Annotated in this window: 19 protein-coding genes; 1 reads left to right on the top strand and 18 read right to left on the bottom strand. The window is 42.0% G+C overall.

Going from position 1 to position 22918, the window contains the following annotated elements; all coding sequences use genetic code 11:
- Nucleotides 1–229 precede the first annotated feature (229 nt).
- From AC27EF_RS13260 to AC27EF_RS13195, 14 genes are all read right to left on the bottom strand, one after another.
- Nucleotides 230–607 carry a RidA family protein gene (locus AC27EF_RS13260; protein WP_487111245.1) on the bottom strand — a complete coding sequence of 126 codons (378 nt, stop codon included), beginning with the start codon at nt 605–607 and terminating at the stop codon, nt 230–232.
- A 20-nt stretch (nt 608–627) separates the two neighbouring features.
- Nucleotides 628–1176, bottom strand: coding sequence for a signal peptidase I (gene lepB, locus AC27EF_RS13255; protein ID WP_487111244.1), 549 nt, complete (start codon nt 1174–1176; stop codon nt 628–630).
- A 5-nt stretch (nt 1177–1181) separates the two neighbouring features.
- A complete protein-coding gene (locus tag AC27EF_RS13250; RefSeq protein WP_487111243.1) occupies nt 1182–2468 on the bottom strand; it encodes an adenylosuccinate synthase in 1287 nt (428 codons plus the stop codon).
- A 168-nt stretch (nt 2469–2636) separates the two neighbouring features.
- The gene (locus AC27EF_RS13245) at nt 2637–5132 is read right to left on the bottom strand and encodes an LTA synthase family protein (protein WP_487111242.1); all 2496 of its coding nucleotides are present in this window, start codon (nt 5130–5132) and stop codon (nt 2637–2639) included.
- Nucleotides 5133–5194: 62 nt separating this feature from the next.
- The gene (locus AC27EF_RS13240; protein ID WP_487111241.1) at nt 5195–6328 is read right to left on the bottom strand and encodes a bifunctional chorismate mutase/prephenate dehydratase; all 1134 of its coding nucleotides are present in this window, start codon (nt 6326–6328) and stop codon (nt 5195–5197) included.
- 6 nt (nt 6329–6334) lie between these two features.
- Complete coding sequence (folK, locus tag AC27EF_RS13235) at nt 6335–7156, bottom strand: 2-amino-4-hydroxy-6-hydroxymethyldihydropteridine diphosphokinase (RefSeq protein WP_487111240.1); 822 nt, start codon at nt 7154–7156, stop codon at nt 6335–6337.
- A gap of 15 nt (nt 7157–7171) precedes the next feature.
- The gene (gene folP / locus AC27EF_RS13230; protein WP_487111239.1) at nt 7172–7978 is read right to left on the bottom strand and encodes a dihydropteroate synthase; all 807 of its coding nucleotides are present in this window, start codon (nt 7976–7978) and stop codon (nt 7172–7174) included.
- 13 nt (nt 7979–7991) lie between these two features.
- Nucleotides 7992–8474, bottom strand: coding sequence for an HD domain-containing protein (locus tag AC27EF_RS13225; protein WP_487111238.1), 483 nt, complete (start codon nt 8472–8474; stop codon nt 7992–7994).
- 3 nt (nt 8475–8477) lie between these two features.
- A complete protein-coding gene (locus tag AC27EF_RS13220) occupies nt 8478–9758 on the bottom strand; it encodes a bifunctional folylpolyglutamate synthase/dihydrofolate synthase (protein ID WP_487111237.1) in 1281 nt (426 codons plus the stop codon).
- 25 nt (nt 9759–9783) lie between these two features.
- The gene (gene lon / locus AC27EF_RS13215) at nt 9784–12096 is read right to left on the bottom strand and encodes an endopeptidase La (protein ID WP_487111236.1); all 2313 of its coding nucleotides are present in this window, start codon (nt 12094–12096) and stop codon (nt 9784–9786) included.
- Nucleotides 12097–12200: 104 nt separating this feature from the next.
- The gene (gene clpX / locus AC27EF_RS13210; RefSeq protein WP_487111235.1) at nt 12201–13499 is read right to left on the bottom strand and encodes an ATP-dependent Clp protease ATP-binding subunit ClpX; all 1299 of its coding nucleotides are present in this window, start codon (nt 13497–13499) and stop codon (nt 12201–12203) included.
- Between the two features lie 21 nt (nt 13500–13520).
- Entirely contained in the window at nt 13521–14108 is a 588-nt protein-coding gene (gene clpP, locus AC27EF_RS13205) for an ATP-dependent Clp endopeptidase proteolytic subunit ClpP (protein WP_487111234.1), read from the bottom strand.
- A gap of 40 nt (nt 14109–14148) precedes the next feature.
- Nucleotides 14149–15429: a trigger factor gene (gene tig / locus AC27EF_RS13200; RefSeq protein WP_487111233.1), complete on the bottom strand. Its 1281-nt coding sequence runs from the start codon at nt 15427–15429 to the stop codon at nt 14149–14151.
- Nucleotides 15430–15525: 96 nt separating this feature from the next.
- On the bottom strand, nt 15526–17553 hold the full coding sequence (locus AC27EF_RS13195) for an LTA synthase family protein (RefSeq protein ID WP_487111232.1): 2028 nt from the start codon (nt 17551–17553) through the stop codon (nt 15526–15528).
- 660 nt (nt 17554–18213) lie between these two features.
- On the opposite strand from AC27EF_RS13195, the gene glmS reads away from it, so the two are divergent.
- Nucleotides 18214–20034: a glutamine--fructose-6-phosphate transaminase (isomerizing) gene (gene glmS, locus AC27EF_RS13190; RefSeq protein WP_487111231.1), complete on the top strand. Its 1821-nt coding sequence runs from the start codon at nt 18214–18216 to the stop codon at nt 20032–20034.
- A 170-nt stretch (nt 20035–20204) separates the two neighbouring features.
- Here glmS and AC27EF_RS13185 read toward each other — a convergent pair whose 3' ends face one another.
- The 4 genes from AC27EF_RS13185 to AC27EF_RS13170 form a co-directional block, all read right to left on the bottom strand.
- The gene (locus tag AC27EF_RS13185) at nt 20205–20891 is read right to left on the bottom strand and encodes a triose-phosphate isomerase (RefSeq protein ID WP_487111230.1); all 687 of its coding nucleotides are present in this window, start codon (nt 20889–20891) and stop codon (nt 20205–20207) included.
- 10 nt (nt 20892–20901) lie between these two features.
- Complete coding sequence (locus AC27EF_RS13180) at nt 20902–21423, bottom strand: YjbQ family protein (protein WP_487111229.1); 522 nt, start codon at nt 21421–21423, stop codon at nt 20902–20904.
- 13 nt (nt 21424–21436) lie between these two features.
- A complete protein-coding gene (locus AC27EF_RS13175; RefSeq protein ID WP_487111228.1) occupies nt 21437–22306 on the bottom strand; it encodes a class II fructose-bisphosphate aldolase in 870 nt (289 codons plus the stop codon).
- Between the two features lie 68 nt (nt 22307–22374).
- Nucleotides 22375–22918 (bottom strand): hypothetical protein (locus tag AC27EF_RS13170; RefSeq protein WP_487111227.1); only part of this gene is annotated, 544 nt, incomplete at its 5' end.

The raw sequence follows: 22918 nt of genomic DNA, 5'->3' as shown, positions 1-22918 counted from the left end.
CTAGCCTTATATGTGATTTCTGTCCGTCAGACCAGAGGTTTGCTTACAGCTTCTTTCAGATTTTGCCTCACGACAAACAACCTTGCTGTTCAGCTATACACTTCCCACTATCTGGGCATGTTCGGGACTTACACCCGTTAGAGTTTGCCCATGCTGGGCAAACAAAAGAAAGGGAACAGCTATCTTTCACTGCTCCCTCTCTGAATGCTTTTTCTCAATGAATATTCTATTATTTCCCTGCAATAACTTCAATCTCAATGAGCGCGCCTTTCGGTAAAGCCCCTGCCTGCACGCAGGATCTTGCCGGTTTATTCTCCCCAAACGCGGCTTCATAAATCCCATTGATTTCTGCAAAATCCTGAATATCCGCTAAAAATACCGTCGTCTTAATTACGTCGTTCAGCGTCAGATTGGATGCCTGCAGCACTGCTTCCAAATTTTTTAAAACCTGCTTTGTCTGATTCGCAACGCCTTCTTTTAACTCCTGCGTATCTGGATCCAAACCGATCTGACCGGATGTAAATACAAAATTTCCCATTTCCACTGCATGGCAGTACGGTCCTACCGCTGCCGGAGCATTCTGTGCGTTGATTATTTTTTTCTCCATTGCTGTTTCCCTTTCTTCTGTCACTTAATCCATTTCAAAGATGGATAATAACGAAACCATGCCTTACCAAGAATCTCATCTCTGGATACATAATGGGTATCCCACTCCCGGGCGTCATTGGAATTATTTCGGTTATCTCCCATTACAAAATATCCGTCTTTGGGCACGGTATACGGTCCAAAATCATCCACCGGCTCTTCCTTAATATAAGCTTCCTTTAGAGGCGTCTTACTGTGATTGATATACACCTTCCCGCCTCTTACCTCCACTGTTTCACCCGGAAGCGCAATGACACGTTTAATATACCACTCTTCTTCATTGTCCGGGTATTTAAAAATAATAATGTCTCCCCGTTTCGGATCCTGAAACCAATAAGAGGTTCTGAGAGCAATGAGCTTATCATTGGTCATAATGGTATTCTCCATTGATCCGCTGGGAATATTGGCATTAATAATTACAAAGTTTAAAATAAATTCTGTCAAGAGAATGGTTACCGCAATACAGGCAGCCCAACTTAAGGCTTCCTTTTTCCAGCTTTTCTTCTCTTTTTTCTCAACAGTCTCTTCCATGACGTTTAATCCTCAAAGCCGCGGCGAATAATTTCATGTCTTCCCGGTCCGTTGGAGATCAAAGTAATCGGATAACCAATCTGTTCTTCTACAAACTCAATATATTTACGACAGTTTTCCGGTAATTTTTCATATTCCGTAATTCCCCGAATATCAGATTCCCATCCCGGTAGTACCTTCAATACCGGTTTTGCTTTTTCTAACTTTCCGGTGGTTGGGAAGTCTGTGATCACTTCCCCATCCACTTCATATCCAACGCATACCGGAATCTCCTTCAAATATCCCAAAACATCCAGCACCGTAAATGCAACATCTGTGGTTCCCTGCAAACGGCATCCATATTTGGTTGCTACAACGTCAAACCATCCCATTCGTCTCGGTCGTCCTGTGGTGGCTCCGAATTCTCCTCCGTCTCCTCCTCGTTTCCGAAGCTCATCTGCTTCCTCGCCAAAAATTTCGCTGACAAAGGCTCCTGCCCCCACAGCGCTGGAGTACGCCTTTACAACGGTGACAACCTTTTTAATCTCATACGGAGGAATCCCTGCTCCGATGGCACCGTATCCTGCTAAAGTAGAAGAAGATGTAACCATCGGATAAATTCCATGATCCGGATCCTTCAGAGATCCCAGCTGCCCTTCCAGAAGAATATTCTTTCCTTCCTTGATGGCCTCATGCAAAAACAATGCTACATCACACACATATGGAGCTACCATCTCCCGATATTCCATTAAAGTCTCAAACAACTGTTCCGGGTCCAAAAGCGGTTTATGGTACAAATGTTCCAGCAGCACATTTTTCGTCTCACAGACTTTAGAAAGCTTTGCTTTCAGCTCCTCCTCATCAAACAATTCACTGACCTGGAATCCAATCTTCGCATATTTGTCAGAATAAAACGGTGCAATTCCGGACTTTGTAGATCCAAAAGAATTTTTCCCAAGACGTTCTTCTTCATACTGGTCAAATAAAATATGATACGGCATTACCATTTGTGCCCGGTCGGAAACTAAAATCTTCGGCTGCGGCACTCCCTGTGATACAATTTCTTCCACTTCTTTGAATAATACCGGGATATTCAATGCAACTCCATTACCGATGATACTGGTCGTATGCTGATAGAACACACCAGATGGCAATGTATGCAGAGCAAATTTCCCATAATCATTAATGATTGTATGACCTGCATTTGCTCCTCCCTGGAAACGAACGATGATATCGGATGTTTCACCTAACATGTCTGTAATTTTACCTTTTCCTTCGTCTCCCCAATTGGCTCCAACGACTGCTTTTACCATATGTGTATCCTCCTAAAATCAATGTATCTGACTTTTCTTCTTTCCTTTTTGCGCCTTGCCTTCCGCAAGGCCACACCAACTTTTATTCTATAACCTTTTTGGCACGCTGTCAAGACAGCGTGCCAAAAGCAAATGGTTTCCCCCACAATATTTAATTCTATTATGTCACTATTTTGTCTCTTCTACAGAAAACAGCTTTTTACTGACATTTTTCTTATCCATGAGACTATTATACTGTAAATACTGATATTGTGTAATCAGAGCACTGTACTTGGTTTTATCTGCAAATGCGTGATTTTTTCCGTCTTCTGTCACATATCCATTGGCATTGATTGCCGGAATTGTTTTTCTCAGATTTAACAAAAATTCATTGTACGGTGACAGTTTCAAATTGGTTTGCTCCAACATCAGACTGGACAGATAATTGGCACTGACATTTTCCACATCGGATTTCTCATCAATGTCATAGTTTGCCCAGATCAAAAACGGAACTGTATATTTTTTCTGCAATTCTTTCAAACTGAGATTATTCAGAGATTTTCCATACAACAACTCATAAAATGAATCTTCCAGCTTTGGCTGATGGTCTCCGAACATTACAACAATAGTCGGTTCCTTTTGATTTTTGAAATAATTTACAATCTTTTCAAATGCCCGGTCAGACTCATGAATCAAGGACAAATAACGATTGGCAGTATCGGTAGCCTTTTCGTCTTTGATCTTAATTTCTTCCTTGAAATTCTTATCTGCAATCAGATATCCTCCATGATTCTGAATCGTGACATTAAATAAGAATAATGGCTTCCCGCTTTTTTTGTTTTCAAACGTTTCGATGATTTTATTGTAATCCTCGGAATCACTATACCATCCACGGAATTTTTCTCCGTTTGGATTCATTGCGGTTTCATCTAAGAATTTATCAAATCCCAGTAGCGGATAAACCGTATCACGATTCCATCCGTGAGCCTTATACGGGTGGAATGCAAGGGTATCATATCCCTGTTCTTTCAACTGACTTGCAAGACTTGGAACTTTATGTTTTACAAATTGTGTATACGCATTTCCGTTTAACGGAAGTGTGGATACAGAGTTTCCTGTTAAAAATTCGTATTCTGAGTTACTGGTTCCGCCTCCGAACACAGATACCAACATATGACCCTTAATTGTATTTTCTTTCAAGCTGTTAATATATGGCATCACTTCTTTATTCGTCTTAATCTTATTGACTACATTTAAATCCGAAAACGTTTCATTCATGATCACAAAAATGTTGGGTTTCTGCGTCAGCTTTTTATTTTTTCCCTGCGTCACCTGATAATCATCTGCGATCGCATTGACTTTCTCCGGACTATAACCATCCGGTTCCGACACAATGGTATACTGAATATTCATTAAAAAGCTTAAGATATATCCGTTTTTGCGATATCCTTTTTTCTGTTCCCAGAAATTTACCGCAACTCCTTTCTCTGAAAGAAAATCTACCCTGGTTAAGAAAAAGGAACTTCCGACAGTCACCGCGGCTACCACAGCCAGCGTTACCAGACGTCTCTTCCAGTTGAAAATTTTATAGGTCTCCAATTTACAGGCAACGACACAGAGCGCCAACAACAAAACCGTTGCCACGATTGCCGGCTTGTCATAAGAAAGTGTATAATGGTCCGCCACATCCATCGCCGTTCCTAAAGCATAAATATCTGCCGGAGTAATCGGATTTCCCCTAAATGCCATAACAAAATAATTTCCAATAGCCGCCGCATATAAAAACACATTTCCAACCAACAGCGCATACTTCACACGATTGAAAATCAGCAGCAAGATTCCAAACAAGATATAGTACCATAAAATGTTCATTCCATAGGCCAGCTTATTCATAACGCTGATCGGATTGTAGAACACTTTTTCCACCATGTAAAACGCAATCCACGGATTCACCACAAATAGCGCCCATGTGAAACGCTTATTCCATTTCTCCGGAAGCTTCAACGGCACCAGAATCAATACAATCAACGCCAGAGCAATTCCCATGGTTAACGCAACTGCCCAGGTATCAATCTGCGTTGTCCATACTCTCGTCCGAATATGAAAATCATTCTGTACTTTTCCATTGAGCCTTGCCTCCTGAAACATATTTCCCATATTATCAGAAGTATACAAATAGAGCGGTCTGTCTTTGCTGATCCCTTTTCCGGTAATTGTCAGGGTATAATTTTCCCCTTTCTTTAATTGCTGATTGACTACAACCCGATACCATCGGTTTTCAGCCCGTTGTGTTCGCCGCATCGTTGCCTTCATATCTTTTAAACCGTCCACCTCCAGCAATGTCGGCGTAATTTTAAAAATGGACTGTCCTTTGCTGTCCTGAACATTAATTTCAATACTTCCCGCTCTCCCGACCTGTTCATTTCGGTCTACCATAATATCAAGCCGTTCCATTGTATGAGAAGTCGCTTTAAATTTCTGTACCACTTTATCTCCGTCCGTCACAGCAATTTTAGTAAGACGGTCTTCCGGTGTTCCCTTTGCGACGGTCTCAGAAAACTGGCTTTTATTTAAAACAACCAGCACGATAAATGCCAGCAAGGCAACTACCATCCCATACTTCAGGATTCTCTGCATGATTCCATGAAATTTTTTCAATTTCCCTTCATCCATTGTCTGCTTCATCTTTGTACTACCTTCCATTCGTTTGTTTTGTTGCTTTCTTTCGTTCAAAGCTTGTCATCTGGTTAAAAGTTTCCCAATATTTTAAAATCCTTTGTCTCTTCCCGAATTCCTGCCAAAGCATTCCGAATCGCCGGATCATTTAAGTTTCCAATGACATCCACATAAAATCCATACTCCCATTTTCTCCCCGGAAGCGGTCTGGATTCAATATTGCTCATGCTGACATCATTAAACATAAAATGAGTTAATATATTATAAAGCGATCCGGACTCGTGCGGCACACTGAAACTGATGCTGACTTTTCCTGCATCTTTTCGGTACTGCTTTTTCTTGGACATAATCACAAATCTTGTCGTGTTATTGCCTTCGTAATTCACTTCCCGTTTTAAAATCTTCAGTCCGTATATTTCTGCAGCATATTCACTGCAGATCGCTGCTTTGGTTACATCTTTATCCTGCGCCACTTTTTTCGCGCTGATGGCAGTATTCGACACTCTCGCCTGATCCCAATCCGGATGTTCATCCAAAAACTTTTTGCACTGCATCAGCCCCTGTGGATGAGAATAAACTTTTTTGATCTGCTCCAGCGAGCTCTCCTTCCGTCCGGCAAGAACATGATGACACTCAATCGATTCTTCTCCTACCACACAAATGTCATAGTCAAGAATCATATCATAAATCCCGCTGACCGTTCCGGCAGATGTATTTTCAATAGGGAGCACCCCGTAATCTGCTTCCCCCAAATCCAACGTTTTTACAACATCTTTAAACTCCGGAACCGAGAAATTCCTGATTTCTTTCCCAAAATACTTCTTCATTGCCTGTTCCTGATAAGCTCCCGGGATTCCCTGGTAGACAACTTTTGTCTCCTCATGAATTTCCAGCGCATCCACTTCTTCAAATAATTGATCAATGTACATATCTTCCTGTGATAAAATGCTGTACTGATATCTTCGGCTTAAGCTCATCATCTGAAGAAACAACTCTTCAATGGCTTTTTTCAAAAAAGGATTTTCTTCCTTTTGGGTTAAATTTGCTGTTTTTTCTCTTTCTCTGACAGGATCATAAATTGCTTTTCCCGTACCGCGCTTATACTCTGCCACTTCCGCAGCACATCCCATTCTCTCCTTAAATAAAGAAAGAATTTCACTGTCAATATGATCAATTTCCTGCCTAAGTTCTGTCAATTCTCTCATGGTTTCTTATTCCTTTTCTATGATTTCCTTCAATTCACTGATGGTTTTTCTCAACAGCGGATGCATCAGGTACGGAGCAATCTCCGCCAAGGGTTCCAGCACAAACATTCTCTTATGCATTTCTCTATGAGGAATCGTCAGCTCCCTCTCGTTTATCACCAAATCATCGTACATTAAAATATCCAAATCCAGAGTTCTCGGTCCCCAATGTACCGTGCGCACTCTTCCCTGCTGTTTTTCCACATCCAGCAGGAAATCCAGCAGCTCAAATGGCTCTTTTAACGTTTCCACTGCAATACAGCCATTTAAAAAATCATCCTGTGCAACCCCTCCATACGGTTTCGTCTCAATCAGACCGGAGACATGAACCACCTTTGTGTCTTCCTGCGTTTCAATGGCATCGATGGCATTGTTAATATATTCCATACGATCCCCCATATTGGACCCCACTCCCAGATATACTGTATGCCATCCTCTCGCAATTTTCACAGCTACACTGTCCATCGGCATCCCGATCGGAGCCCATGGTTTTTTCACTTCTACTTCCAAGTGATGAATCCGCGGAAATTCCAAAAGTAATCTCTTGGCAATAGTCTCCGCTGCACACTCAATAAGATCAAAGGTATTTTTTTCCATAATCTCGGCAACCCTGCGGCATACCTCTCCATAATCCACAGAATATTCAATACAGTCACTGACGCCTGCCCGCTTTGTATCTGTATACAAAACCGCCGAAACTAGAAACTTCTGTCCCAGTACTTTTTCTTCTTTATACACGCCGTGATGACTGTAAATTTCCAATTCCTCAATTCTAATTTGATCGTCCATCTTCAAACCACCTTTTTAATGGCTGCTGATTGCCTCAATCATTTGCAGCGCCCTTTTATTTTCCTTCACATCATGAACCCGGAAGAAACGACAGCCTTTTAGATATCCGCTGACAGTTGTTGCAGCGGTTCCCTCAACCCTCTGATCTGATGGAAGACCTAACACTGCTCCAATCATAGATTTTCTGGAGGTTCCCAAAAGTACCGGAGTTTCCCATTGATTTAACAGCTCCAAATGATTCATCATCTGAAGATTTTGATTCAAGTCCTTGGCAAATCCAATACCTGGGTCCAGCATAATGGTATCCTTGGCTATCCCCGCCTGCTCTGCAAGATCCATGGTCTCCTGAAGATCCTTCACAACATCCTGCAAAAAATCCTGATACCTTGCTTCTCTTCGGTTATGCATCAAACAGGACGGTATTTTAGCCTCTGCAAGCACCTGTGCCATCGTTCCATCCCATTTCAATCCCCAGACGTCATTGATCAGATCCGCTCCCGCGAGAATCCCTGCCTTGGCAACTTTCGATTTGTAGGTATCCAACGAAACCGGAATATCAAATTCTCTTTTGATCGCCTCCAGCACCGGCGCAGTCCTCTCAATTTCCTCCTCATCCGAAATCAAAGTATGTCCGGGTCTTGTAGACTCTCCCCCGACGTCAATGAGATCGGCTCCTTCCCGAATCATCTCCTCTGTATGTTTCAAAGCCGCATCCAGCTGCTGAAATTTCCCTCCATCTGAAAAAGAATCCGGCGTTACATTTAAAATTCCCATAATGTATCCATGCTGTCTGGTATCAAATTTTTTATTTCCTATAATCATCGTCCATCTCCTGCTAATAACTGTAACTTTTATTTTTACGTTCCTCCGGCCAGTAACACAAATCTCTGGCAGAGCAATGCATACAATCTCTGGAAAGCTTATCCGCACGGTAAAATAACTGTGCAAATTCATCCTGACTCTCATCATCACAGGTTCGGTGAGATAAGATGGTATCCACAATCAGCCGCTGTTCCTGCCTTGTATATCCACAATGAGGAAGAATTTCTGCCGCCAGCCTTGCTCCTGCCTTTTCGTGGGAAATTCCTTTCTCATACTGATCTGCTCTTCCCAGATCATGCAGAAAGGCTACACCGTAAATAATATCCTTGGAAACCGGCAGACCTCTCTCCAATACCATCACGTAGCAAATTCTCGCAACAGAAAGAAAATGTTCCATATTGTGGCCGCAGAACGCACGGTCTTGTTCCAACTTCTGCAGTTTTTCATATGTTTTCTGATAGGCTGTATTCCCAATAATTTTCTGGAATCGTTCCACTGTTTAATCCCTCTGTAATTCCTTCTGAAAAGACAACGTTCCGCATATCACAATCACATCGTCCTCTTCTGCTTGTTGCCGCACTTCCTTCAAACAAGTATGCAGTCGCTTCCGAGCCTCCACATGGTTATGGTATTTTTCAATACATCCTGCCAGCTGTCTGCTGGACAAGGCCCTCGGATTATGCGGCTCCACCGTATAAACCTTCCATGCAGACGGCATCAGTATCCGCATCATCTGATCATAATCCTTGTCTGATAATACTCCTATTATATAAATGATTCTTCGATTTGTAAAATTTTTTTGAAGAAACTGTGCAAGACTTCTGGCTCCGTCCGGATTATGCGCACCATCACAGATAATTGCAGGACGCTTTGAAAGAAGCTCTATCCGCCCGCGCCAGACTGTATTTTGAAACCCCTTTTCTGTTTCAAACTCACCGATACAATACGTTGTTCCAATTACATCTAAAACTTCCAAAGCCGTGGCAGCATTTTGAATCTGGTGTCTTCCCAACAAAGGGATTTGAATTTTTTCATACCGTTTGCCTTTTCTGCTTCGGTAACGAAAACTCTGACCTTCCAAGGATTCTTCCAAAATTCTAATTGCATCCTGATTCACAAAAACAATCTTGCAATGCTTTTCCCGGGCTGCACTCTCAATCACAGCATTCACTTCCGGTACATTGTTGTAGGAAACCACCGGACAGTCCTCTTTGATAATTCCGGCTTTCTCTGCGGCAATTTTCTCCAGCGTATCCCCCAAATACTGAGTATGATCCATCCCAATTGATGCGATTACCGTACAAATCGGCCGTTTTACTACATTCGTGGCATCCAGCCTTCCTCCCATGCCAGTTTCCAACAAAACTACATCTACTTTTTTATCGAGAAAATAAAGAAAACAGAGCGCAGTCTCAATCTCGAATATGGTCGGATGCTGCCTTCCATCCCGAACCATCTCCTCACATACATTCTTTATTTTTTCCATATAAAAGCAAAGATCTTGTTTGGAAATATTTTCCTCGTTAATACGAAAACGTTCTTCATAGGAAAAGGAGGCAGGGGAGACATATCTCCCTGCCCGATAACCACTCTCACGAAAAACGCCTGCTAAAAATGCAAGAACGGACCCTTTTCCATTGGTTCCCGCAATATGAATCACCCGAAGCCGATCCTGTGGATTTTCAAGACGCCTTAACAACTCCCGGATATTCTCAAGCCCCAGGACACTTCCAAATTTATTGGTATGTTCAATAAAATACATTGCTTCTCTGTAATTCATCACTGCCTCCGTACATTCTTCTTTTTTATTCCTTGGAAAGGAATGCCTCCTTGATGACCTGATTCATGTTTTTTACATAGACAATCTGCAGACCCTCTGCAACTTCCTCATCAAATTCCCGGACATCCCGTTCATTGCTTTTCGGCACGATAACTTTTGTAATTCCCAATCGCTTGGCTGCCAAAAGCTTCTCCTTTAAGCCTCCGATCGGCAAAACATCGCCTCGAATTGTCACCTCTCCAGTCATAGCCAAGTTTCCATAAACCTTTGTTTTTGTCACTGCGGACAAAACTGCCGTTGTCATGGTAATTCCGGCAGAAGGTCCGTCCTTCGGTACGGCGCCTTCCGGTATATGAATATGAAGATCATGCTTATCAAAAAAATCACTTTTGATCTTATATTTTCTGCTCTGGCTCCGAATATAACTGATTGCTGCCTGTGAGGATTCCTTCATAACATCCCCCAGACATCCGGTCACCTGAACTCTTCCCTTTCCCGGCATAACGTTCACTTCAATTTTTAAAGTAGCTCCTCCCACGGACGTCCAAGCAAGTCCATGTACTATCCCAACCTGATCTCTGAGAGATTCCTTCTCCCACTCATAAACCGGCTTTCCCAGATAATCTCCCACAGCTTTTTTTGTCACTGTCACCTTTCGATGCTTTTTCTGATAAATATCCCTTGCCACTTTTCTTGACACCTGACCGATTCGGCGTTCCAGACTGCGGACTCCCGCCTCCCTTGTATACGCCGTAATTAAAAATTTCAAAGCATCATCTTTCCAAAGAATCTGAGATTCTTTCAAACCATTTGCATCTCTCTGCTTTTGTATCAGATAATTCTTTGCAATATGGAATTTCTCATTTTCTGTATAGCTGGATACCTCAATCAGCTCCATTCGATCAAGAAGCGGTCTCGGGATCGTCGATACATCGTTGGCCGTCGCAACAAACAAAACATCACTTAAATTCAGCGGCACTTCCAGATAATGATCGGTAAAGTGTTCATTTTGTTCTGGATCCAGCACCTCCAGAAGTGCGGATGCCGTATCTCCTCTTTGATCCTTTCCGGTCTTGTCAATTTCATCCAGCAGCATCAGAGGATTTCGAGTTTTCACTCTTTTCAGTGCATCAACAATTCTCCCTGGCATAGCCCCCACATAAGTTTTTCGATGTCCTCGAATTTCCGATTCATCTCGCACGCCGCCTAAAGACAGACGAATATATTTTTTATTGGTTGCCGCCGCAATTGATCTGGCAATGGATGTTTTTCCTGTGCCAGGCGGTCCCACAAGACAGAGAATTGCAGCATCCTTCTTGCCGCTCATGGCTCGGGCTGCAAGATATTCCAGCACTCTCTCCTTGACTTTTTCCAATCCATAATGTTCCTGATCTAAGATTTGCTGTGCATGGTCAAGATCATCAGAATCTTCTGATTTCTCCTCCCACGGCACTTCAAGCATTGTCTCAATATAGGTCCTCAGTACAGAATTTTCCGGCGTCCCGGAGCCCATTGCCTGAAAGCGAGAAATTTCCTTTTTGATTTTATCTTTCACTTCTTTGGATGCCTTTAAAGATTTCAAGCGGCCCATAAACTCCTGGGCTTCATCCTCAATACTGGTTTCTCCCAGTTCCTCCCGGATCACTTTCATTTGCTCCCGCAGCATATATTCACGCTGGTTTTTGTCTACACTTTGCTTTACCTTCTCCTGAATCTGCTGTTTTAAATTCAGAACTTCCTGTTCCTCCTGCAGCAGCACCAGCATACTTTGACATCTCTGTTTTAAATCCATTTCTTCCAGGAGTTTTTGCTTCTCCTGAATGGAAAACGGAATATGCGTTGCCAGTTGATCAATTAAAACTTCCAGATCATTCTGCATTAAAATATAACTCACGATGTTCTGATCTAATTTTCTCCAGGAAGCAGCATAAGTCTCAAAGCTGTCTTTCACCATGCGCAGCATTGCCTCCCGCTCAAAGGCTTCAAATTTCTGCTGCTGCGTATGATTATAAGCCGTTTCCACAAGAAATATCGGCTCTTCCTGACATACCTTTTGAAGTTCCGCCCGAAACAGTCCTTCTGCAAAAATGCGCATAACATTCTGAGGCAGCTTTACAACCTGCTTAATCTTTGCTAACGTTCCCACACGATACAGATCTTCCATTCCAGGATCTTCCATTGTCGGATCCATCTGATTATTCAAAAAAATCATCTGGTCCTTTTGCATCGCATCCTCAATCGCGCGAACGGACTTGTTCCTGGATACATCAAAATGAATCACTGTATTGGGAAATATGTACTGTCCTCTCAGAGGCAGCATAGGTAATATTTTTTCCATTATGACTCTCCCTTGTCTCCCTTCCCACGTAAACAAAAACTGCTTCCGCCACAAGAATCTCTTGTACTAAAGCAGTTTTTATTACAACATTTTAGCTGATTTCTCTACGCAATCTCATGATTGCTCTTTTTTACCCGCTTTTTGGTTCCAGATGATTTTACTTTCTGTCCTGAACGCTCTGTACAAGGCTCCTCATTTCCATCCACGACGCCTTTTGTAATCTTGCATACGGATACGTCTGCTTCCGAAGGAATTTCATACATCAAATCCATAATCACCTGTTCCATAATTGCCCGCAATCCTCTGGCTCCGGTTTTTCTCTCCAAAGCCTTTTTGGCAATTGCCGTTAAGGCTTCCTGTTCAAACTGAAGTTCTACTCCATCCATCTCAAATAATTTCTGATACTGTTTCACCAAAGCACTCTTCGGCTCGCTGAGAATCCGAACCAATGCCTCCTCATCCAGCGGATTTAAGGATACATTCACCGGCACACGCCCGATAAACTCCGGGATCAGACCATATTTTACGAAATCTTCCGGCAGAACCTGACTCAGCAGCGCTCCAAGATCCTTTTCTCGCCCACCGACAACCTCAGCGCCGAATCCAATGGATTTTTTACCGATTCTGGACTCAATAATTTTTTCCAAACCATCAAAAGCACCGCCGCAAATAAATAGAATATTACTTGTATCAATCTGAATAAATTCCTGATGAGGATGCTTTCTTCCGCCCTGCGGAGGAACAGATGCCACAGTTCCCTCAATAATCTTCAGCAATGCCTGCTGAACACCTTCTCCGGAAACATCCCTAGTAATGGATGTATTTTCAGATTTTCTTGTGATTTTATCAATCTCATCAATGTAGATGATGCCACACTGTGCACGGTCAATATCGTAATCCGCCGCCTGAATAATTTTCAAAAGAATGTTTTCCACATCCTCTCCCACATATCCCGCTTCTGTCAACGCGGTTGCATCCGCAATAGCAAACGGCACATTTAATATTTTAGCCAGCGTCTGAGCAAGTAAGGTTTTTCCAGATCCTGTCGGTCCAAGCATCAAAATATTGCTCTTTTGCAGCTCGACATCCGACTCTTCTCCCATCAAAACTCTTTTGTAATGATTGTATACAGCCACAGATAAGACCTTTTTCGCCTGATCCTGGCCAATGACATATTCGTCTAAAAATTCTTTGATCTCTTTTGGTTTCCGGAGATTGATCTCTCCTTCCTCCATGTACTGTTCAAATTCTTCCTCAATAATCTCTGAACAAATATCAATACATTCATCGCAGATATAAACGCCCTTAGCTTTTGGTCCTGCGATCAGTTTCCGTACCTGATCCTGAGTTTTATTACAAAAAGAACATCTTAATATCTTTTTTTCGTCATTATAACCTGCCACCAGATCACCCCTATCTTTTCCCTATGATTGTCTCTTCTCCATCACTTTATCAATCAAGCCATATTTCAATGCTTCCTGTGAGGTGAGCCAGTTATCCCGCTCTGTATCTCTGGCAATCGTTTCATATGACTGTCCGGTATTCTCACTCAAAATCGTATTCAGACGTTTCTTTGTTCTGAGAATATGTTCTGCCGCAATCTCAATTTCCGTTGCCTGTCCCTGAGCGCCGCCAGATGGCTGATGGATCATAATTTCCGCATTAGGCAGAGCCATTCTCTTGCCTTTGGTCCCTCCTGCCAGCAGAAAAGCCCCCATACTTGCAGCCATTCCCATACAAATTGTGGACACATCACATTTTACATATTGCATTGTATCATAAATTGCCATGCCGGCTGTCACAGAGCCGCCGGGGCTGTTGATGTACAAATTAATGTCTTTTTCCGGGTCTTCAGATTCTAAAAACAGAATCTGTGAAACCACCAATCCGGCTGTGACATCATTTACTTCTTCTCCCAGAAAAATAATTCTTTCTTTTAACAGACGGGAATAAATATCATAGGACCGTTCCCCTCTGCTTGTTTGTTCAATGACATAAGGTATTACACTCATCCCTGTATCCTCCTATACAAATCATAGGCAATCAAATTTCTTATTTTGCCTCGCTTACAAGGAAATCAACGGCTTTCTGAACTGCAATGTCACTCATCATCTGTTCTTTCTGAGCTCCCTGAACCATCTGTTCTAACTGCTCTGTTTCCATCTGATACATAGATGCCATTTTTTCCAGCTCTGCCTTAAAGTCGTCTTCACTTGCTTCAATGTTTTCTGCTTTTACAATTGCTTCTAAAACCAGGCGTGTCTCAATTCTTTTCACTGCCTGTGGTTTTAAATCATCCGCGAATTTCTGAGCGTCCATCCCGCTAAACTGCAGATATTGCTCCATAGAAAGTCCCTGATAGCTTAATCTCTGCGCAAATTCGTCTGTCATCTGCTGAATCTGCTCTTCAATCATCGCCTCTGGAATATCCATAGATGCCGCCTCCACTGCCGCGTCTACAATCTTGTTTTCTCTCTCTGTTTTTGCCTGTTCTTTCTTTTCCCCGCGAATCTTTTCTTTGATGCTTTCTTTATACTCTTCTAATGTATCATATTCAGACACCTCAGATGCAAACTCATCATCCAATTCCGGAAGTTCTTTCTCTTTGATTCCCTTGATTTTCACCTCAAAGACAGCTTCTTTTCCAGCCAAGTCAGCCGCATGATATTCTTCCGGGAAGGTTACGTTAATTGCTGTTTCCTCTTCCAGATTCTTTCCGATTAACTGCTCTTCAAATCCAGGAATAAACGCACCGGACCCAATCACCAAAGTCTGATCCTCGGCTGTTCCTCCATCGAATTTTACTCCGTCTACAGATCCGGAATAATCAATGGTCAGAATATCACCGTCTTTTACCGGACGCTCGTCAATGGTAATCTCTCTTGCATTCTGCTCCTGAACCTTCTTTAATTCTTCCTCAATTTCTTCTTTCTTTACAGTCACCCTTGTTTTAGGAACTTCAATTCCTTTGTATTCTCCCAATGTAACTTCTGGTTTTACCGCAAGCTCCGCTGTAAAAATAAAAGGTTTCCCTTTCTCCAGCTGTACAACATCAATTTCCGGTCTGGAAACAATCTCAAGGTCACTGTCTTTCATCGCTTCCGCATATGCATCCGGAATCAAAAGATTGGCTGCATCTTCATAAAAAATCTCAACACCGTATTCTTTTGCAATCAACTGGAACGGAACTTTCCCTTTTCGGAACCCCGGAACGTTAAACTGCCCTTTTTTCTTATTAAATGCCTGCTTGATCGCGTCATCTAATTTGGCTGCATCGACTTCAACTGTCACTTTCACCATATTATGCTCTAAGTTCTCCACTTGCAAACTCATCTGTATAAATCCTCCTAAATATTATTATCATTTTGTAATTCCACAAACATTCACCTATTATAGCATAAGCCTAGCTTTTTACACAAGCTTCTTTATCTATTTTTCACTTTTTTCTTTATATATATAGGCATTGGACGTTCGCAGAACCCTCGGAGCCTTGCTGACAATGCTTACTTTAAACGTATCTCCATCTTTCAAGTCCTCCTTGGAAACTTCCAACAGGTGTTCATTATGGTAGGTTGTATTGATCTTAAGATCATCTACAAAGACCTGGCAGAAATTCGTAAAATTGTTTCCGACAATAAACACACTATTTTCTGTTTCATAAGCTTTCGTTACCTCCAGATCTCGAATGCCAAACGTAAGATTTGTGGCCTGAAATGGATTTTTCTGATTCCAGACATACTGTTTCCCATACAGCATATCGTATTGAAGCTCTTTCATATCTTTCTGATAATTTTTTGTCCCTTTTCTCGTCTGATGAAAGGCATGCAGAATTCCTGTATGGATATTACATTTGTTCAAAACCTCTGATCCGAGATCATACGCCTCAATTACACAGTCCTTCTTTTTTAATCCCATATTATCCCACATAAAGTAACTTGTCTCGTATTTGTTGCCGTAAGTCAAGTCCTCATCCTCAATTTCCAGACTTGGAAGATGATCTCCATACATACAAAGTATCGTATCTTCTCCTCGTTTTTCCAGTGTTTTCACCAAACGACCCACAAACTGATCCATCTGGTACACCTGATTGGCATAGTACGTATACTTATTTCGCAGCGCCTCATCCTCAATACCACTGACTGTAATTTCCGGATTTTCAATCACTTCTTTGGTCGGATAGTCTCCATGCCCCTGTACCGAAATACAATATACGTAATCCTGACCCTTCGTAGAATCTAAGCTATCTGTAATACAATCTGTCAAAATCGAGTCCTTTGCCCATCCGTTTTCCGTCCATTTTTTTATATTCATCGTTTCTTTGGTGGTAAACGTGTCAAATCCAAGCTGTGAAAATACCAGATCTCTGTCATAAAAGGCTGCGCTGTTATTATGAATGGCATGACTTTTATATCCATATTGTTTTAGTATTGTCGCCATACTCTCCGTGGTTGTATTCTGAAGTACCGTTTTATAAGGATACTCTGCCGCTCCAAAATGATCCAAATTCATTCCTGTAATCAGCTCAAACTCTGAATTGGCGGTTCCTGCTCCGTAAGACGGCATCGACAACTGCCCGGAAGAATACTGCTTCATATATTTATGGAAGTTTTCCAATGGATCTTTGTTAAATTTGATTCCCTTCACCTGCGTGATATCAAAATGCGATTCCAGCTGAACAAAAATAATATTCGGTGTTTTGACTTTCTTTTTTTTCTTCTTTGCAATCGCATTTTCGGTTCGTTCTTCAATCTTGTCAATTTTCTTCTCAGAATAATCAGACGGCTTATCAATTCCGTTTTTTAATGCCGTAATACTGAAACAATACGGGGTTCCGTAATCACTGAATGCAATACGGATATTGTGGATTTGATCCACCAACATTCCGCTTTTAAATCCATACCCTGTTATTGCCGCAAATACAGCGCAAATAACTGCAACTTTTAAAAAGCCCTTTTTGCGGTCCAGTTGTTCTTCCATCGGCAGATACATGTAGGCAACTACCAAAAGCACCAGAGCTATTAAAATCAAAGCTCCCATGCCCCCGATTTCCAACGGTGTAAAATAATTGGTCATCACGGGAAGCACTGACTTCATCAGGGTAATATCTACATAAGTAAACGGAGTATTTCTGGAACTTAACATCATAAAATTTACAATTCCCACAACACTCCATAATAGGGTCACAATAATATAAGAAAACACCCTGCGCTTCACAATCAAAGTCACAGAATACGTCAAAAAGATAATGAATACACTATACAAAAACATCTTGCTTCGCTGGTCGATAAATCCAACAGCACTCAGTTCGAACGTCTGACGACCCAAAACTTCTAGCACAAACGCCATCATCACAGACAGCACGATGTTGCATGCCAACGGATGTCTGCGAAGTTTCTGAATCACCATCCCCCCTATCTTTTTTGCCGTCATTTGCATATGATTAAAAAAAGTTTTCATAACTTTCTCCTTCATTAAAAAAATTTATCTTTCACTTTACCCAAAGAAAACACTTTAAAACCAGTCTCAAAAACCATATGTATTGAAAATGTCTGTTTTGAGTATCATTTCCGAACCAAAGGATTTATCAACGCACCCGCCAGATGAGATACGCTATACTTCCAACATCATAGTATTATATCATTCCTATTTCAAAGTATCCAGTTTTAACTTCTTAAAAAAGTATTAAGCCTATTTTTTCCAATTTCTATTGATTTTATAAGAGATTTTTTCCTGAAAAATCTCTAATTGACTTCCGTTTCTATCCATGATAAGATTCTATCGTTGGATCTTTCGGGTTTTAAGGATTCAGCAAAATACAGATCAGAAAGGAGTTTCTAACTATTTTAAGCGCCATGCACCTTCCTTACGGATCGGAAACAGCATTTTTGCTGCGGGAAGGTTAACGAGGTGGAAAGTGATCGAAGTTTTCGGCGGATGCTTTCCCGCAGTCCCGGACTGTGTCATATACTGTACAAACCCATGAGCAATCATGTAACAAAGGCAGTATAATCCGGGCAAAACCGCATATGAATAGAAAAACAACCAAAGACGGATTCGGGAGAAAACCATATTTTCCTCCCTTTTCTTTCTTTGCACATTTTTAAGGAGATTTTTATTATGTGTGGAATTATTGGATTTACAGGAAAACTACAGGCGGCAGAGATTTTAGTAGGCGGTTTGGAGCAGCTTGAATATCGCGGATATGACAGCGCCGGAATCGCCGTCAACGAAAATCAGCAGACGAAAATCGTAAAAACAACCGGAAAAGTGGCACAGCTTCGTGAAAAAGTTGCTGCAACAGAAGATCTTGCAGGAACCTGCGGCATCGGACATACCCGCTGGGCAACTCACGGGGGCGTTACCGACACCAATGCTCATCCTCATGTGTCTGGAAACGTAACCTTAATTCATAATGGAATTATTGAAAATTACAAGGAACTGGCGATATCTCTGAAAGAAAAAGGCTACACTGCCATTTCAGAGACAGATACCGAAGTTGCCGCAATGTTAATTGATTCTCTTTATACAGGAGATCCATTTGCCGCATTAAGAGAAGCCGATCAGATTCTTGAGGGCGCTTATGGTTTCTGTGTTATGTTCCAAGATCATCCAGGAGAAATCTACTGTATGCGAAATGCCAGCCCGCTGGTTGCATCTTCTACTGAAGACGGAGCTTTTATCGCATCTGATATGGTTGCTTTATTAAAATATACAAAAGATTATTTTGTAGTACCAGAAGAACATATTGTGGTAATGAAACATGACGGCATTACATTATATACAATGGACGAAAAAATTGAAGCGCCGAAAATGCTTCATGTAGACTGGGATACTACTGCCGCACAGAAAGGCGGATACGCTTATTTTATGCAGAAAGAAATCTATGACCAGCCGGAAGCTCTTCACAATACCGTTATGCCTCGTCTCCATAACGGTCATGCAGATTTCACCGCAGATGGTATTTCCGATGATATTTTCAAAGGTATTGATCGCGTGATTGTCACAGCCTGCGGAACCGCCATGCACTCCGGACTAATCGGAAGACATTTGATTGAGTCCATGCTCCGCATCCCTGTGACGGTAGAGTTATCCTCTGAGTTCCGCTATATGAATCCAATTCTGGATGAAAATACTCTGGTGATTGTAGTCACTCAGTCCGGTGAAACTGCCGACTCCCTTGCCGCATTGCGTCTTGCAAATCAACGGGGCGCAAAAACAATTTCCATCGTAAATGTCAAAGGCTCCAGCATTGCCCGCGAAAGCGATTATGTTCTTTATACCCATGCAGGACCTGAAATTGCCGTTGCAAGTACCAAGGCATTCTCTGTTCAGTGTGCAGGCATGTATTTAATTGCACTGAAACTGGCTGAAATCAACCATATGATGACAGAAAAAGAAATGCAGGAATACTGCAAACACTTCGAGGAAGCCATTGCTACCGTTGAAGAAGTTTTGAAAATGGATGATTACATCAAGTCAATTGCAGAGAAAATCAAAGATACTTTCTCCGCATTCTACCTGGGAAGAAGCTTAGACTTCGGAATTGCCAGCGAAGGCTCTTTAAAACTAAAAGAAATTTCTTATGTGAACTCCGAAGCATACAATGCCGGAGAGTTAAAACACGGTACGATTTCTCTTGTCACAGAAGGAGTTCCGATCATTGCGATCGCAACACAGGATAACGTTCTCTCCAAGCTGATGGCAAACGTAGAAGAAACAAAAGCCCGCGGCGCTCATGTCATTATGGTAACCGATAAGGATATGTCCAAATACGAAGGATTGTATGATGATCTGATCCAGGTTCCAGAAGTGGAAGACCGATTCGGAACCTTCGGTGTTACCGTGGCACTGCAGCTTTTGGCTTACCACGTGACAGTCTTTAGAGGATATGACGTAGATCAGCCAAGAAACCTTGCAAAATCCGTAACTGTAGAATAAAAATCAGAAACTCAAAGACCGTTGTACAGCTTTATCACCTTGTACAACGGTCTTTTTCAGAAAACAGCAATACAGCCGCAAAAACCTTGATTCCTGCGGCTGTATATACATATCTTCCGAAACCAGAATTTCTCTCACTCTATAACAGGCAATTGGTTTTCGGTAAATTTTTATCTTTCCTTATGCGCTCTTACAATAGCCTCTGCCATTTCTCTGATACGTTCTGCCGGAGACGGAGCATTCAAAATTCCAGAGGTTGCCCCGGTTCCATCTGCTCCCAATTTCACTACATTGTAACAATCTTCCGCTGTGCTGACTCCGGAAGCAATCATAACCAAAACCTTTGGATTGACCTCATTTAAAGCCTTCACTGTTTCAACGGTATAGGAGTCATCCGCCACCTGCCCCGTTCCAATCAGATCTGTCGGCTCTGCTAATACAATATCAGGGTCCATACATGCAACAGCTTTTGCCTCCACCGTAGAATCCGCACAGACAACCGTAATCATATCTAATTCTTTTGCACGTTGAATGGCTGCATATAGATCCGTTAAAGTTTTCGGATTTTCTGCATGATTCAAAAACAGCGCTTCCGCTCCTGCCTCTTTTAACGATTCCGGAAGAACATGCCCCATTCCTCTGCCCGGTACCAGCGGATCCATTGACTGAGCACAGACAATAACATGACTTGTATTTTCCTTAATCATACGAATATCCGCATAAGGACAAGTGAAGAAAATTTGGAGCCCCGTATCCTCCGCAACCTGATCTGCAGCTTTTGCAAGCTCCAGACTTTCTTCTCCATATAAATAAGATTTTGGATTGACAATTAAAAATGGTGTTTCTGCTTTTGCCATGACTTTCCTCCTATTCTCCGATTACGATAATTTTACATTTTCTTGTACGCGGACGCGTGCGGTCAAAGTCTGCAAAATAAACATATCCTGTAGTTCCGACTCCCAGTTTTCCGTTCTCCACCTCAAAGGTTTCACTGGATCCCAACAATGTGGACTTCAAATGTGCATCTCCGTTAAACAATGCCGTCCGGTCTCCGCCCGGAAGATATTCCTCGGCATTTGGCCAGCTTTCCACTTCTTTGTAATGTTCCTCCCCCGGATATACATATTGATCTTTCGTTACATGATCCGGAATGATCTTTTCCAGAACATGATTCAGATCTTCCTGAAGAAATTCATCCCCCTGCTCATTATAATCATGACAGAACTCTTCAAAAAATACAGAACAGGTTGTATGCGGAGAAATCACTGTACAAATTCCATTTTGAATTCCACTTTCCTCAATGACTCTTCTGACATCCTTTGTAATATCTGCATAGGTTGGTCTCTCTCCGTGAGATTGAATTTGAATTGTCTCCTTATATACTGCCATCCTTTTCTTCCTCCTATAATTTCTGGAACACTCGAATTGCCCGTTTTACATCTTCTTTTATTGCCTGCGTTGCAGCAATTGCCATAGAATCATAGAAATTTGTCTCATCTTCTTTCCAGAATTCTTTGGATGCCTTTCCACCTGCAACATTCATATAAGTATAATAATTTACCTTGCAAATTCCATTTTCAATTGCAATTGCATAATCTTCATCTGATACTCCGGAACCTCCGTGCATCACCAGAGGCACATTGGCAGCTTCTCGAATTTTTGCCACTCTTGGAAGATCAAGCTTCGGTTCTGTCAGATAAACCCCGTGCGTCGTTCCGAATGCCACCGCCAGACAATCCACTCCGGTAAGCTCTACAAATCTCTTTGCAACTTCCGGATCCGTATAAATATCATCTAAATCTTCATAATCTTCTTTACTGTCCGCAGATGTTCCTTCTCCCTGTACCACTTCTGACGTAAAAATATGCCCAAGCTCTGCTTCTACACTCGCCCCAACCGCATGTGCAATTTTTACAATCTCTTTTGTTTCCCGAGCATTTTCCTCAAAACTTTTCGCAGATGCATCATACATAACTGAGGTAAATCCAAGGCGAAGAGCCTGCACGCATCTCTCAAAACTACTTCCATGATCTAAATGCAAGGCTACCGGAACCTTGGCGCGTTCGGCATAATATTTCATCACAGGCCCGATTTCTTCCAGATCAATTATATCGTCATGACTCTGCGCATGCTGTAAAATCACAGGACAATTCAATTCTTCCGCTGCCTGAATAATTCCCCGGATTGCTTCCAGTGTTGTTCCGTTAAAGGCTCCCACTGCTTTATGTTCAATCTTTGCCTGATCTAACAATTCTTTTAAAGTTACTAACATCTGTTTTCCTCCCGATTGTTTTCACCATTCTCCCTTGTCCGTCAGGACAAGGGAGCTTTTCTTTTTTTCTATAATACGTTTCTTCCGTACATTGCATCCTGTTCTTTTCTCAGCTGATAAATCAGTGTGCTCTTATCCAGTTCAATATCATCGTACGTCAACAGCTGACCCTTCTTTACATCTCTCTTCATTACCGCTTTGTTGGTTACCAGACCAAACGGCACATAGCCTTTCTCATTGGATTCTGCTGCTGTCGCAATGGATCCATGGGTTGTAAATCCTCCGATTCCGTCAATGGTCTGTCCTGCTTTCAGATCAATCTTCGCTCTTGTAATACATTCAGATACCAGTCCATCCATCGGTACGCAGGTAACTTCTCCGTCAATTACCGCTTTTGCTACCGTTAACGGTGTCTCTAAGTTGCACAAATGATATGGACGATACAAGGTCCATAATGGTCCAGGTCCCATGCTATGATATCCCATCTGGTATGCAATCTCTTCATTCGGTGTAGATACTGTTACAAACACTCCCGGTGCAATTCCGTTTACATATTCTACAACTCCGTGCTTATTTAAGATTCCTCCGTCTTTCTTTAATTTCAGAATCTCA

The organism is Anaerostipes stercorihominis, assembly GCF_057535655.1.
This window is presented reverse-complemented; position numbering and strand designations above follow the sequence as displayed.

What these genes read in the sequence shown, in the direction of transcription:
- AC27EF_RS13260 (WP_487111245.1), bottom strand. Translation starts at nt 607, where the DNA reads ATGGAGAAAAAAATAATCAACGCACAGAATGCTCCGGCAGCGGTAGGA.
- lepB (WP_487111244.1), bottom strand. Translation starts at nt 1,176, where the DNA reads ATGGAAGAGACTGTTGAGAAAAAAGAGAAGAAAAGCTGGAAAAAGGAA.
- AC27EF_RS13250 (WP_487111243.1), bottom strand. Translation starts at nt 2,468, where the DNA reads ATGGTAAAAGCAGTCGTTGGAGCCAATTGGGGAGACGAAGGAAAAGGT.
- AC27EF_RS13245 (WP_487111242.1), bottom strand. Translation starts at nt 5,132, where the DNA reads ATGAAGCAGACAATGGATGAAGGGAAATTGAAAAAATTTCATGGAATC.
- AC27EF_RS13240 (WP_487111241.1), bottom strand. Translation starts at nt 6,328, where the DNA reads ATGAGAGAATTGACAGAACTTAGGCAGGAAATTGATCATATTGACAGT.
- folK (WP_487111240.1), bottom strand. Translation starts at nt 7,156, where the DNA reads ATGGACGATCAAATTAGAATTGAGGAATTGGAAATTTACAGTCATCAC.
- folP (WP_487111239.1), bottom strand. Translation starts at nt 7,978, where the DNA reads ATGATTATAGGAAATAAAAAATTTGATACCAGACAGCATGGATACATT.
- AC27EF_RS13220 (WP_487111237.1), bottom strand. Translation starts at nt 9,758, where the DNA reads ATGAATTACAGAGAAGCAATGTATTTTATTGAACATACCAATAAATTT.
- lon (WP_487111236.1), bottom strand. Translation starts at nt 12,096, where the DNA reads ATGGAAAAAATATTACCTATGCTGCCTCTGAGAGGACAGTACATATTT.
- clpP (WP_487111234.1), bottom strand. Translation starts at nt 14,108, where the DNA reads ATGAGTGTAATACCTTATGTCATTGAACAAACAAGCAGAGGGGAACGG.
- tig (WP_487111233.1), bottom strand. Translation starts at nt 15,429, where the DNA reads ATGAGTTTGCAAGTGGAGAACTTAGAGCATAATATGGTGAAAGTGACA.
- AC27EF_RS13195 (WP_487111232.1), bottom strand. Translation starts at nt 17,553, where the DNA reads ATGAAAACTTTTTTTAATCATATGCAAATGACGGCAAAAAAGATAGGG.
- glmS (WP_487111231.1), top strand. Translation starts at nt 18,214, where the DNA reads ATGTGTGGAATTATTGGATTTACAGGAAAACTACAGGCGGCAGAGATT.
- AC27EF_RS13185 (WP_487111230.1), bottom strand. Translation starts at nt 20,891, where the DNA reads ATGGCAAAAGCAGAAACACCATTTTTAATTGTCAATCCAAAATCTTAT.
- AC27EF_RS13180 (WP_487111229.1), bottom strand. Translation starts at nt 21,423, where the DNA reads ATGGCAGTATATAAGGAGACAATTCAAATTCAATCTCACGGAGAGAGA.
- AC27EF_RS13175 (WP_487111228.1), bottom strand. Translation starts at nt 22,306, where the DNA reads ATGTTAGTAACTTTAAAAGAATTGTTAGATCAGGCAAAGATTGAACAT.